The 12,022-nt window shown below is 37.1% G+C and carries 13 protein-coding genes and 1 riboswitch; of the genes, 3 read left to right on the plus strand and 10 right to left on the minus strand.

The window, feature by feature from the left end:
• Positions 1 to 222 precede the first annotated feature (222 nt).
• Positions 223 to 612: a FosX/FosE/FosI family fosfomycin resistance hydrolase gene (fosX, locus tag IGL70_RS07550; RefSeq protein WP_104857851.1), complete on the plus strand. Its 390-nt coding sequence runs from the start codon at positions 223 to 225 to the stop codon at positions 610 to 612.
• A 266-nt stretch (positions 613 to 878) separates the two neighbouring features.
• On the opposite strand, the gene IGL70_RS07555 is transcribed toward fosX, so the two are convergent.
• Positions 879 to 1,169: a hypothetical protein gene (locus IGL70_RS07555; RefSeq protein ID WP_002295437.1), complete on the minus strand. Its 291-nt coding sequence runs from the start codon at positions 1,167 to 1,169 to the stop codon at positions 879 to 881.
• A gap of 207 nt (positions 1,170 to 1,376) precedes the next feature.
• Positions 1,377 to 2,069: a hypothetical protein gene (locus IGL70_RS07560; RefSeq protein WP_002296429.1), complete on the minus strand. Its 693-nt coding sequence runs from the start codon at positions 2,067 to 2,069 to the stop codon at positions 1,377 to 1,379.
• A 394-nt stretch (positions 2,070 to 2,463) separates the two neighbouring features.
• Here IGL70_RS07560 and IGL70_RS07565 point away from each other — a divergent pair, with 394 nt between their 5' ends.
• On the plus strand, positions 2,464 to 3,087 hold the full coding sequence (locus IGL70_RS07565; protein ID WP_002377182.1) for a LysM peptidoglycan-binding domain-containing protein: 624 nt from the start codon (positions 2,464 to 2,466) through the stop codon (positions 3,085 to 3,087).
• Between the two features lie 83 nt (positions 3,088 to 3,170).
• On the opposite strand, the gene IGL70_RS07570 is transcribed toward IGL70_RS07565, so the two are convergent.
• The 8 genes from IGL70_RS07570 to IGL70_RS07605 form a co-directional block, all read right to left on the minus strand.
• Positions 3,171 to 3,893 carry a TatD family hydrolase gene (locus tag IGL70_RS07570; protein ID WP_104874049.1) on the minus strand — a complete coding sequence of 241 codons (723 nt, stop codon included), beginning with the start codon at positions 3,891 to 3,893 and terminating at the stop codon, positions 3,171 to 3,173.
• Complete coding sequence (locus tag IGL70_RS07575) at positions 3,883 to 4,620, minus strand: ABC transporter ATP-binding protein (RefSeq protein ID WP_104859033.1); 738 nt, start codon at positions 4,618 to 4,620, stop codon at positions 3,883 to 3,885. Before IGL70_RS07575 ends, IGL70_RS07570 begins: the two co-directional genes overlap by 11 nt.
• An 11-nt stretch (positions 4,621 to 4,631) precedes the next feature.
• Positions 4,632 to 5,624 (minus strand): ABC transporter substrate-binding protein, encoded by a 993-nt coding sequence (locus IGL70_RS07580; RefSeq protein WP_104874050.1) that lies wholly within the window; start codon positions 5,622 to 5,624, stop codon positions 4,632 to 4,634.
• Between the two features lie 14 nt (positions 5,625 to 5,638).
• Positions 5,639 to 6,382, minus strand: coding sequence for an ABC transporter permease (locus IGL70_RS07585; protein ID WP_104874051.1), 744 nt, complete (start codon positions 6,380 to 6,382; stop codon positions 5,639 to 5,641).
• Positions 6,383 to 6,455: 73 nt separating this feature from the next.
• Positions 6,456 to 6,560: riboswitch (TPP riboswitch) on the minus strand.
• A 62-nt stretch (positions 6,561 to 6,622) separates the two neighbouring features.
• Entirely contained in the window at positions 6,623 to 7,945 is a 1,323-nt protein-coding gene (locus IGL70_RS07590; RefSeq protein WP_086324836.1) for a dihydrolipoyl dehydrogenase family protein, read from the minus strand.
• Positions 7,932 to 8,897 carry an ABC transporter ATP-binding protein gene (locus IGL70_RS07595; RefSeq protein ID WP_002289763.1) on the minus strand — a complete coding sequence of 322 codons (966 nt, stop codon included), beginning with the start codon at positions 8,895 to 8,897 and terminating at the stop codon, positions 7,932 to 7,934. The genes IGL70_RS07590 and IGL70_RS07595 overlap by 14 nt, the downstream gene beginning before the upstream one ends.
• On the minus strand, positions 8,894 to 10,432 hold the full coding sequence (locus tag IGL70_RS07600; protein WP_104874052.1) for an ABC transporter permease/substrate-binding protein: 1,539 nt from the start codon (positions 10,430 to 10,432) through the stop codon (positions 8,894 to 8,896). The genes IGL70_RS07595 and IGL70_RS07600 overlap by 4 nt, the downstream gene beginning before the upstream one ends.
• 415 nt (positions 10,433 to 10,847) lie before the next feature.
• A complete protein-coding gene (locus IGL70_RS07605) occupies positions 10,848 to 11,135 on the minus strand; it encodes a hypothetical protein (RefSeq protein WP_002324669.1) in 288 nt (95 codons plus the stop codon).
• A 133-nt stretch (positions 11,136 to 11,268) separates the two neighbouring features.
• On the opposite strand from IGL70_RS07605, the gene IGL70_RS07610 reads away from it, so the two are divergent.
• Positions 11,269 to 11,937: a YitT family protein gene (locus IGL70_RS07610; protein ID WP_002297002.1), complete on the plus strand. Its 669-nt coding sequence runs from the start codon at positions 11,269 to 11,271 to the stop codon at positions 11,935 to 11,937.
• Positions 11,938 to 12,022: the final 85 nt, after the last annotated feature.

A 12,022-nucleotide genomic window follows, 5' to 3' on the forward strand; every position in this document is an offset into this window, starting at 1 on the left:
TGCTATATTTTTCTCACTTATGAATTAAGAAATGGCTTCTTTTCACTTCTTGAAATACACTTTTTAAGCGATTTATCTCTTAGATCATATAGATGAAATACTGTCTTGAACGCTCATTCTGCTTCCATATTTTTCTTTTGAAATAACTTTTAAAACAATAAAATTAAAAGCTTTTCATCAAATTGACCCTATGTTAGAATCGATAAAAAGAGGAGGTTTGATATGGAAATTTCTCATATTACGTTAATTGTTAAAGACTTAAATAAAACTTCTGTATTGTTAAATACCTTATTTGATGCAAAAGAAATCTACGATAGTCAACAAAAAAAATTTTTCTTAGTTAAGGACCTATGGATTGCAGTAATGCAGAATTCGTCGAATAAACTGCCAAAGACATACAATCATATTGCTTTTAAAATTGACGAACAAGATATAGATTCGTTTGTCTCAAAAATCCAAATGTTAGGTTTAACTGTCGAACCAGGACGTTCTCGTGTGAAAGGCGAGGCTTCTTCAATTTACTTTTACGACTATGATAATCACCTCTTCGAGTTACATACCGGTACTCTCCAGGAACGTTTAAAATCCTACAATTCCACTACCTGCGACTAGTAATGACTAGTCTCTTTTTATGGCCTCTGATCCCCCCCATTGAGCGAATACTAATAGGGCTTCGAATTGATCTGTTCAATCTTTAAGCAATATCCCTCAAATGAGTTTGTAAAGTTTAGTGATTCATCACAAATACTTAAATACATGTAGTTGTATATAGATTGAGGTTCTTGTGAGCGTATGCTCGTGTGGGTTCAAATCCCATCGTCTGCATCCATCTTTCCAAAACAAGCGGCTAGGACATTTTTGTCTCAGCCGCTTGTTTTCTAGTTTATTCTTTCATCTTGTCGGACCTTTTTTCTTGGGTATAGACTTTTCTCATATTCTACCACAATTTTGGGTTTCCCTAACACATGATAGGATCTCACAACAAATTGCTTTCTATTATTATAATAACCTGTAACGACTAACTTCATCCCTTCGTCTACTTCAGCTAGGAAGTTCAAACTATGGGAAGCAATCAAACAATTGACCCCATTTAAACTGAAACGGATCAACGGTCTGGCACTGACTTGCAAAGTACGGATCTTATCTACTGTTCCATATTTTTTCTCCATAACCTTCACCTCAATACCATTATACGAACATACATTCCCTTTGTAAAGAAGAAACTCTGTTTTATCTTGTTGACTTTTTGTCTATTACCTTTCTTAAAATCATATTGGCACTTCCTGCGAAGATGAAGGACATGTACTAAAAAAAAGAGGCAGCAGTATAGATTACTGTTGCTTCTTTACTAATTTAGGTTTACTTGTTAAGAAAGATTATTTACGCAAATGTTCTTCAACAATTTGCTGAGATTTATCAGCTGTATCTTCCACTTCATCTTTTGCTTTTTCTAACTTTTGAATATATTGTTTCAAGCTTGAGTTTTCAGCAGTTGCTTCGTCTAATTTCTTTTGTGTATCTGTTAACTGAGTTTCTACATTTGTTTTTTCTTGTGTAAGTGTTGCGATTTGTTGGTTCAAACCATTTACAGTATTTTGTAATTCTGAAAGTTTTGCTTGTGCTTCTTGTAGTCTTGCTGTCCAATCTGCATTCAGATGATTGATTTCATCATTTTTTTGGTTGATCTCATCTAGTTTGACATTGATTTCATTTTGTTTGCTTTGTAGTTGTGCATCCTTGCTGACTAATTGACTTTCTAAGTTTTGTTTTTCTGCTGCCGATTGATTTTTTTGGTTTTCTAATTCATTTACTTTTGTTTGGTATTCTTGGACATCTGCCTTTGAATCTTGCAATGTCTGTTCTTTTTGTGCTAGTCGAGCGGTAAGATCTGTAATCGCTTGCTCTTTATCTGTCAATGTATGATCAAGCTGTGTCAGATTCTCATTGATTGTATCAATATCTGTCTCTCCACCCCACAAAATAATTTCATTTGCGTACCGCGTGCCTGTGTAGCCAATTAGACATAGAAATGCAACGACAATCCCACCAGTAATAAATTTCTTTTTCATTTGCATAGCTCCTTAATCCAATACTTTTACATACTAAAAGTAAGTGATCTCAAACACAATGTCAAGCGTTTTTAAATTACATATGTAATTTTAATATAAATACTATCAAATACTCATTTAATCCTCCTTTTTTATCTATTTAAAAAATCTTTTTTATAGAGAAAAATGCAGGTTAATACTTTCTTAAATAAATATTTATGGTGAACAAAAACAAAAAAGCAAGTTTTATTAAACGTAACCCTTTTCATTTCATAGATTACTATATTTATTACAAAAAACGTGGATTTGTCATAAATTGTCATGCTTCTTTTACCTATGAAATATTTTCACGTGTTAAAGTATTCCTCGTTGAACACAACAAATAAAACTTTTTAACGAATAAAGGAGATTTTTCATGACATCACTTAAAACTTTACTTTTTGGAACAACTTTGGCTGCCGGCGCTGCATTCTTCATGGGAACGACTGCTCATGCGGACGAAGCTTATACCGTTCAATCAGGTGATACTCTATCAACGATTTCTCAAAAATACGTTGGTGATAACTCCTTGATCAATGCCATTGCAGAATCAAATTCAATTTCTGATATTAACCTGATTTACTCAGGACAACAATTAACAATCCCAACAGAAGGCTCTGCACAAGCAGCTGCTGAACCTCAAGCAGCCGTTCAAGAAGCACCAGTCCAAGCTGAACAACCTGTTGTACAAGAAACGGTTCAAACGGAAACACAAGCAGCGCCTGTTGCTGAAACACAACCTGCTCCTGCTGTAACAGAAACTGCTGCTACTCCAGCAAGTACAAGCTCTGCAAAAGAATGGATCGCACAAAAAGAATCAAGCGGTTCTTACACAGCAACGAACGGACGTTACATCGGGCGTTACCAACTAGATTCTTCTTACTTAAATGGTGACTACTCTGCTGCGAACCAAGAAAAAGTGGCAGAACAATATGTTGCTTCACGTTATGGTTCTTGGGAAGCGGCGAAAGCATTCTGGGAAGCAAACGGTTGGTACTAAGATTCATTTATTAATCGAACGGTTTACTTTTATATAAAGAAAGCCAAAAAGAGGTGCGACACTAGTTGTGTCACACCTCTTTTTTATTTACCTAATCTAATGAAACGTTCCAAGTTTTGATAAGTATTTTTTTTAACTTCTTCAACTGATAGCTCTTTGATCTCAGCGATTGTCTTTAACTGTTCTTCAAGCAGTGAGACATAATCTTTTTCTGAAAAAATCTCCCCTAAAGCCCACTCTGCTGCATGTAGTCCATCCGTTTCAATAAGTAAGTGGTCGATTGGGACTGCTTTAGCTAGTTGCCAGACTGCTGGATTCTTTTTCAAATCAAGACCAATACTGAAATAACAGCCTAAATCAATATAGTCTTGTTGATAGTCTAAAGAAGAATACCAATGGATCAAATAGTGATTAGGGTAAGATTGGATATAATTTAAGATCTCTTTTTCGCATCCTTTTGTGTGCAGTACAACAGGTTTCTCATTTATGGCTGCAAAAGCAAGCTGTCGCTCAAATACTTTTTTTTGTGTAGTCATCGGTACATTCGTCCAAATATTATCTAACCCTATTTCACCGATGATCCTTGCTTTTTTCAAAAAAGGCTCAACTTGTTCAAACGTATAGCTATCTGCTTTCCAAGGATGGATACCGTAACTTAAGGCTTGAGTCTTACTTGCTGCAAGCTGTCTGTTTTCCTTCCATTCTTCTGGCGAATCACAATTGATGATCGTCAAAATCGTGTGTTCCTGCTGAAGGAGTGCTAAACTCTGACTCCCATCTAAATGACAATGAGCATCACTTAACATCTAATTCACCTGCCAATAACTGATAAATCGTTTGCTTTAACTCTGATTGCTGCAGTATCCATTCACGTGACCGTCGTTTTTCAGGCACTTGAATCTCAGCAATCACATGTGCCGGACGGGCGGAAAGCACAAGAATCCTGTCTGATAAATAAATTGCTTCTTCGATATCATGCGTCACAAGTAAAGTAGTCCGCTTTGCTTTTTTAGGCAGCTTCAACATCCAGTCTTGCATCTGCCCTCTGGTCATAGCATCTAACGCTCCAAATGGTTCATCAAGAAGCAAGTAAGAAGAAGGATTCATGATTGTTCGTAACAAGGCCGTTCGCTGCTTCATCCCGCCAGATAATTGTTCCGGCAAAAAATGTTCATAGCCGTTTAACCCAAAGATATCCAGATAATCCCTTACTTGTTCTTCATTGATTGTTAGATGATTGATTTTTTGATATAACGTAACGTTTTGATAGACGCTCAGCCAAGGAAGTAACATATCTTCTTGCGGCATATAACTAAATGCTGTATGGAGACCAGTTACTTTTTGATCGTCTACTTTGATCGTTCCAGAAGTCATAGGCTGGACTCCTGTTAAAGTTTTCAGCAATGTTGACTTACCGGCTCCGCTTGGCGCGACAATCGATGTAAAGGTATCTTTAGGGATAGTGAAATGGATGTCTTCTAATATTTTCAGGTTTTCAATGACTACATTCAAGTGGCTGATTTGGATTGACATATCTATCACTCCTATTTTATAAACTGATTAGTGAATAGTTCTTGCGAAGGTACATCTTGCTTGATCAATCCGTTTTCCTGCATAAAAGATGTATAATTGCGCCAAACTTTTTCTTCCATCAATCCCCAATTCTCAGGATCATCCGTATAATTTTTTGACAAGAATGCTTGTGATTCTTCTAAAAACGTCCGATCATTTTCTTTTGCATATTTTTGCAACAGTTTAGCACTGTCATTTGGATCCTTAATAGCTTCCTGATAGCCTTTTTTCGTGGCATCCATAAAAGACTGTACCAATTCTGGATCACTTTTGATCAGTTGATCATTCGTAATAATTACCGGAGTATAGTAATCTAACCGTTCATCTAATTCTTTCAATGGGATATAGTTTAGTTCAATACCCGCTTCTTTTGCTTTGATCATATCCCAACCTTCAAAGTACCATTGGATATCTGAGGATTTTCCTAAGCTTTCTGGCCCTTCTCCATTGCTTCCTACCATTGTCAGTTTTGAAAAGTCCCCGCCGTCTTTTTCCATCACAGCTTTTAAGACAGCTTCTTCACTTGGACTTTGCCAACCTGCATATGTTTTTCCTTCAAAATCTTTTGGTGAATGGATGTTACTGTCTGATAGGGTGGCGAATCCAGAAGTATTATGTTTGATCACTGTAGCAATTGCTTTGACTGGTATATTCTGTCCATCTGCGTGAGCATAAGTGACATCTTCTTGATAACTTACACCAAATTGTGCTTTGTCCGCACCTACTAGACCAATACTTGTCGAATTATCTCCTGGTTCGATGATTTGGACATTTAAACCAGCCTCTTTATAATAGCCTTTTTCTTTTGCTAGGTAGATGCCAGTATGATTAGTATTCGGTACATAATCCAAAACAAGTGTCACTTTTTTCAAATCCTTTGTTTCTTGTTTGCTACTTGTTTCTTTTGCAGTGCCACAAGCGGATAAAAGCAACAGTAGCGGTAATAAAAGCCATAATTTTTTCATTTGATCCCCTTCTCTTAAAAAATATAAAGCATACGATAATACCCTTTTTTCAATAATGAACAAGCGCCATTCAGCAATAAACTCAATAGAATGACACAAATGATCGCAGCAAAAACTTTATCGATCTGGTAGCTGTTTTTTACGCGTATCATGTAATACCCTAAGCCTGCTTGAGCGCTTAGCCATTCTCCAACGACTGCTCCGCTGACACAATAAGTAGCAGCCACTTTTAAACCGGAAAAGAAGCCGGATAAACCCGCTGGTATTTTATATATTCGATAAATCTTCCCTGTATCTGCCCCCATCGTTTTCAAAAAGATGATTTGCTCTTTTGATACTTTCCTCAATGTATCCGAAAAAGAAACTACGATCGGAAAATAGCTTATCAAGACAACAAGGATCACTTTTGGAAGCATACCGAAACCAAACCATAGGGTAAGTAATGGCCCTAACACCATGATTGGCAACATTTGTGAAATCACTAGTAACGAATAAAAAGACATTTCTAAAAACTTCCAATAATCCATTGCCAAGGCAGTAATAAAAGAAAGAACGCTAGCTATTACCAAACCAAGCACTGCTTCATTTAATGTCGTGACAGAATGGGAAAGTAATACTTGTGCATCTGCCGCTAATGCAGAAAATACAGCAGCAGGTCCGGGTAAAATAAAGGCAGGTATTTTCCAAACTATGACAACAATCTGCCAAATAATTAAAATGAATGCCATACTGACTGCTGGATAAAGATTTTTCTTCATTTTGTTACCTCCTTTCTTCTAATATGAATAACAAAAAACGCTTGAAATGGGCACGACATAGTAACCCGCTTCAAGCGTCTGCTATGTTTCTCCCTTCACCAGTATTAACTGACAGGTTCAATGGGTCTAAGTTCACAACTTACTCTCATGTCGTCTACGACATCCCCAGAAACAGGTATTCATTTTTTAAAGTGTAGCACAAGAAGGAAAAAGCAACAAGCGCTTTAGTTATCATGCTGATTATTTCAATAAATAGGAGAGATCACTTGCCAATGTCGGATACCCCATGATATAGCTATCCAACTCTTTTTTAGTCAATTTTTGATTGATGACTAGTGTCAAATCATCGATCAATTCGTCTGCTTGCTCGCTAATCACTGCAGCACCAATCAAATAATTTTGCTGGTCAAAGGTCAATTCAGCCTTAGCAACTGGTTCATTGACACGATGATAGGTGAACCAACTGGTAAGATCCATCTCTACCACTTGATCTGACGAAGAAGCGTGACTTTTTGTAACTCCTACTTCAGCAAGTTTAGGACTGGCGTAGACGATCGTAGGTATAATCGGATATTTGATAGGTTCGCTTGTTGCATCCGTTATCCGCTTAGCTACATAATTTCCTTCAAAAGTGGCGACTGGTGTCAATTTGGGGGTTTTCCTTGAAACAATATCTCCACACGCAAAAATTTTTGGATTGCTCGTTTGCAGATAATCATTGACTGCAATTCCGTGTTTATCAAAGACGACATTCGCTTGTTCAAGTGCTAAAGATTCTGTATTCGGCTGTCTCCCAGTCGCACAAAAAATCATATCTGCTACTAATTCCGTCTCTTTTCCGACTAAACGATAGCGAGTACCTTCTGAAATGATCTTTTGGGTTTCAACACCAAAAGCAAACTGAATGCCAGATGCTTCCATTTGATGGACGGCTTCCTCTACCAAAGACGCCTCAAATTCTTTTAATGGCCGTTGATTATGATGGACAATGGTTACTTTGCTCCCTGCAGCATTGGCAATCGTAGCTAGCTCAAAAGCAATATAACCACCACCGATAAAAATGATTTCTTTAGGCAGTACAGGCAATGATAAAAAGTCTGCACTAGTTTTCAAGTATTCCTTTCCCTCCACTGGTAAGATCGCAGGTCTTTGCCCGGTTGCCAAAACAAAGTAATCCGCATGGAAGACTTCTTCGTTGACTTCAATAGATGAATCATCCAAAAAACGAGCGGTTCCTGAAAGATGATCGATTTCAGCTTCTGCTAATTGTTTTTTTCGGCTTTCTGGGACTGGATCCGTAAATGTTCGTTTGAATTTTTGAAGTTCTTCCCAGTTGGCAGTTGGGATCTCGTTAAAACCTTTTCCACTCAATTGTTTTACCCGATTACGTGCCTCTACTGCACTTAACAAGACTTTTTTAGGATCACATCCACGGTTAGGACAAGTCCCGCCCCATAGATCTTCTTCGACCACTAGTACTGTTTTACCTGCTTCTTTCAATCCATAAGCAGCACTTAAGCCACTCACACCTGAACCGATGACGATTGCATCATATGTTTTCATTTCCTTCCTCCTCTCGACTTAAAAAAGCAAAGATTTCTTTACTTGTCAGCGACCCAATACTTCTTTGCTTTTCTACTATCACAATACTTGGATACACCGAAAGAAGCGAATATACTTCTTTCATAGGCGTATCAAAGCAAACTTGTTGACGAGCATTTTCTGGTATTTCATTTAAGAAATATCCATTGACGACTAAATCTTCTACTCGCCACTCTTTCGTCTGTTTCGGTTCATCAAAGAAATGCCGAACGTAGTCGTTTTTAGGATTCATCAATAACTGCTCTGGTGTGTCACATTGGATAATTTCTCCATCCTTCATAAATGCAATACGATCACCTAGCTTGATTGCTTCTTCCATATTGTGCGTAACGAAAACGATGGTCGTGCCCAATTCTTCGTGTAAGGACAAAACCAATTCTTGTAATGAGTTTCTTGAAATCGGATCTAATGCGCTAAATGGCTCGTCCATCAAAATCACATCTGGGCTTGCAGCAATAGCTCGGATGATCCCGATCCGTTGCTGTTCTCCTCCAGACAACTCTCTAGGCATACGATCTCGATAAATATCAGGAGATAAGCCAACTTTTTGAAGAAGTTCATCTACACGGTCTGCTCTTTTCTGCTTTTCCCAACCTAACATTTCAGGGATGACTTCAATATTTTGCTTGACTGTCATGGTCGGGAACAAAGCGATTTGCTGTAGCACATATCCCATATTCCACCGCATTTTCTGCAGATTATATTCATTTAACGATTTTCCTTTGAAGTAGATGTCTCCTGCTGATGGTTTAGATAATCCATTGATCATTTTCAAAGTAGTTGTTTTTCCACTACCGGAAGGACCAACCAAAACAAAGATTTCTCCTTTTTTGATTGCCAGATTTAGGTCATCGATGACATACTTTCCATCATACTTTTTTTGCACATGTTTGAACTCGATTAATTTAGTCACTGATCTTCCTCCTTTACTAATCCTTCATTTTTCAGGAAGATTCGTGCTACTTCTGTCGGCTTTTTCTTTTCGACATTGACTTGGTAATTCATATCAATCATTTGATCCTCTGTTATTTTTCCGCTTAATTTATTCAGTGCTTTAACGATTTCAGGATGTTCTTTAGCAAAATCTTTTTTCATCAGCGGTGCGCCTTGATAAGCTGGGAATAACCCTCGATCATCTTCTAGAGTCACTAGATCGTACTCCTTGAGCTGGCTATCTGTGGAATAGGCATCCACAATATTGACATCTCCATTATTGATTGCTTGGTAACGCAAACTTGGCTCCATGCTTTGTACACTTGAAAAATTCAAGCCATATGCTTCTTGGATTCCTTTATATCCATCTGAACGATCAATAAATTCCAGTGTGAATCCCGCTTTGATCTGATCAGAGATAGCTGCCAAATCGGAAATCTTTTTAAGTTGATGTTCGTTCGCAAAAGATCTCTTGACTGCCAAGGCATACGTATTTTGGTAAGCCATTGGTTTTAATAATGTCATATCGAATTGTTTATTCAATAATTCTTCTGCTTCGTCATATGTTTTTTCTTTTGTCAAATCAGCACTTTTCATTGCTTCAGGTACCTTCACCAAGCTTTCTAGGACAGTACCTGTGAACTCAGGATAGATATCGATTTGACCTTGATCCAGTGCATTGAACAAAAAACTCGTCTTGCCAAAATTCGGTTTTAATTCAACTTCTGTTTTTGTGTTGTCTTCAATCAATTCTTTATACATTTGGATCAGGATTTCAGGTTCCGCTCCTAATTTTCCAGCAATCGTGATGGTTTCATTTTTAAACAAGGCAGACTGATATAAAGAAACGCCGCCAAATAAACACACCACTGCTGCTAAAGTAATGATGGAATATCGAGGTTTCTTATGCTGCAACCAGCGAATCAGTCCGCTGAATATAATGGCAAGCAAGGCAGAACTGATCGCACCAATCAATGTCAAAACAGGTGTATTTCGGTCAATACCTAACAAAATAAATGTCCCTAATCCACCTGCTCCGATCAATGCTGCCAAAGTAGCCGTACCGATGATTAAAACTAAGGCAGTTCGGATACCTGAGATAATGACAGGTAATGCGATTGGAAGCTCTACTTTCAGCAAGCGTCTCATTCTGGACATACCAAATGCTACCGCTGCTTCTACAATAGACGGGTCAATTTCAGCTAGACCAATATACGTGTTTTGGAAAATCGGAAGCAAAGCGTAAATAACAAGTGCAATCAATGCTGGAACAGTTCCGATCCCTACAAATGGGATAAGTAAACCTAATAAGGCAAGTGAAGGAATCGTTTGGAGCACACCCGTGATCTGTAATAAGACTTCTGCCATTTTTTTATGATTGGCTGCCCAAATCGCTAAAGGAATAGCAATCAGTGCTGCAATCAGCAAAGAAATGAGAGAAATGGACAGATGTTGAAATGCAGCTTCCAGCAACTCGCCTTTTCTTTCACTTAATGTTTGTATAAAATTATTCATGCGACCTTCCTTTCTGTTATTCTTTAAGTATAAACATTTCTTTCCTTTTTCCCAACTAACTTGTCTTGCCTTAACCTTACAGCACGAACAAAAAAAAGAAAAAAATACCTCTAAATATGCTGACAAAAAAAGAATCCAAGCAACAAAGTCGGATCAACTTTTTGGTTCTCGTTTTTTCACTACGAATACCATAAAAATCTATACGAAATTGTCACTTGGAATCAGCTATATCTTTTTTACACACACAACTTTTATTTTAATAAAAAGAAACAGCCAATAAAGTAGAAATCTCGTGGGGGAGAACACCTTTATTGGCCTGTTCAACGAATATTATACTGTATCATGACACTTTTTTGCCAAAAATGTAAAAAACGGTTGTTTTGACATCATAAACGTCTTGTTTTCTTATTTTTACTTATATCACCACTTTATTTTCTATCTCTTTCACTCCATAAAGCGGAATGAGTTCTTCTTTTGACTGATAATAAACAGCTTTCTCACGGTTCTTCATCAAAAAAAGAAAGATGTCTTTCATAGCAAGTGGTGCTTTGCCGTGTTCAAATAAAAAGATAAATTGATTTGCTTTATTTATCTGGACCATTGTCACAGGCACCAGTTTTTGTTCTTGAGCCAAAAAAACTCCTTTATACTCTGTTTTTTTGGGTGATTTTGTAAGAATTGTCAATAAGTCTGCTGCTCGCATTTTTCCACTCCTTATTTGATAAATAAAAAGAAACAGCCAAAAATAATTTTTTTTCATTTTCCTCTTGAAGTAAGAGTATAAGTCAGTATAATAAAGAAGTTGCTGAAAATTTTCAAAAGAAAAGAGGCTAGAAATGAAAAAATTAAATTTATTTACAGAATTGTGCGGAATCATTTTAGGCGCAGGAATCTACGGATTAGCTGTGACAGGAATCAATATTCCATCTAAGCTGGCAGATGGTGGGGTTACTGGTATTGCTTTGCTTTTGCATAATCTTTTTGGATTCGCTCCTTCTGTCACTTCACTGCTTTTTAATTTACCTTTATTGCTTATCTCATTGTTTCTTTTTGGAAAACACGCTTTTCTCCGGACGATCGTCGGAACATTTGCGCTAGTTTTCTTTTTACATTTATGGGAGAGCCTTCATATACATTTTGCTGTAGATAGTCTACTGATCAATAGTTTGATGACAGGTATTCTTTCTGGCATTGGTTGCGGTCTCGTCTTTCGATTCGGCGGAAGCACAGGCGGAACAGATATCATTTATCAAGCCATTGAAAAATATTTTCATATTAAGATTGGCAAAAGTCTTTTCTTGATTACTTTTGGTATTTTAGTTGTCTCCTTGCTTTATTTGGATCTCACACATTTTCTGTATACATTACTTAGCTGTTCTATTCTATCTTATACATTGAATAAAGTGAAGTATCTGGAAATTGGATCTGTTTTGCCCCAATTGGAAGCAAAACAGACTACAGAAACATTTGAACCACTTGATCCTCTTGAACAGTTAGAGCACTGATTCTTATTTTTCACTACTTTATTTAATTTACAGAAATATCATTATGTAAACTAAAATGATATTATTCAGTAAAATCTTCTTTATA

It is taken from the genome of Enterococcus sp. DIV0901a (assembly GCF_051711525.1).
Classification (GTDB): domain Bacteria; phylum Bacillota; class Bacilli; order Lactobacillales; family Enterococcaceae; genus Enterococcus_B; species Enterococcus_B faecium.

Excerpts from the sequence above, each read along its gene's own strand:
- IGL70_RS07600 (WP_104874052.1), bottom strand. The coding sequence starts at position 10,432 with ATGAATAATTTTATACAAACATTAAGTGAAAGAAAAGGCGAGTTGCTG.
- IGL70_RS07585 (WP_104874051.1), bottom strand. The coding sequence starts at position 6,382 with ATGAAGAAAAATCTTTATCCAGCAGTCAGTATGGCATTCATTTTAATT.
- IGL70_RS07580 (WP_104874050.1), bottom strand. The coding sequence starts at position 5,624 with ATGAAAAAATTATGGCTTTTATTACCGCTACTGTTGCTTTTATCCGCT.
- IGL70_RS07590 (WP_086324836.1), bottom strand. The coding sequence starts at position 7,945 with ATGAAAACATATGATGCAATCGTCATCGGTTCAGGTGTGAGTGGCTTA.
- IGL70_RS07565 (WP_002377182.1), top strand. The coding sequence starts at position 2,464 with ATGACATCACTTAAAACTTTACTTTTTGGAACAACTTTGGCTGCCGGC.
- IGL70_RS07570 (WP_104874049.1), bottom strand. The coding sequence starts at position 3,893 with ATGTTAAGTGATGCTCATTGTCATTTAGATGGGAGTCAGAGTTTAGCA.
- IGL70_RS07610 (WP_002297002.1), top strand. The coding sequence starts at position 11,269 with ATGAAAAAATTAAATTTATTTACAGAATTGTGCGGAATCATTTTAGGC.
- fosX (WP_104857851.1), top strand. The coding sequence starts at position 223 with ATGGAAATTTCTCATATTACGTTAATTGTTAAAGACTTAAATAAAACT.
- IGL70_RS07555 (WP_002295437.1), bottom strand. The coding sequence starts at position 1,169 with ATGGAGAAAAAATATGGAACAGTAGATAAGATCCGTACTTTGCAAGTC.
- IGL70_RS07575 (WP_104859033.1), bottom strand. The coding sequence starts at position 4,620 with ATGTCAATCCAAATCAGCCACTTGAATGTAGTCATTGAAAACCTGAAA.
- IGL70_RS07560 (WP_002296429.1), bottom strand. The coding sequence starts at position 2,069 with ATGAAAAAGAAATTTATTACTGGTGGGATTGTCGTTGCATTTCTATGT.
- IGL70_RS07605 (WP_002324669.1), bottom strand. The coding sequence starts at position 11,135 with ATGCGAGCAGCAGACTTATTGACAATTCTTACAAAATCACCCAAAAAA.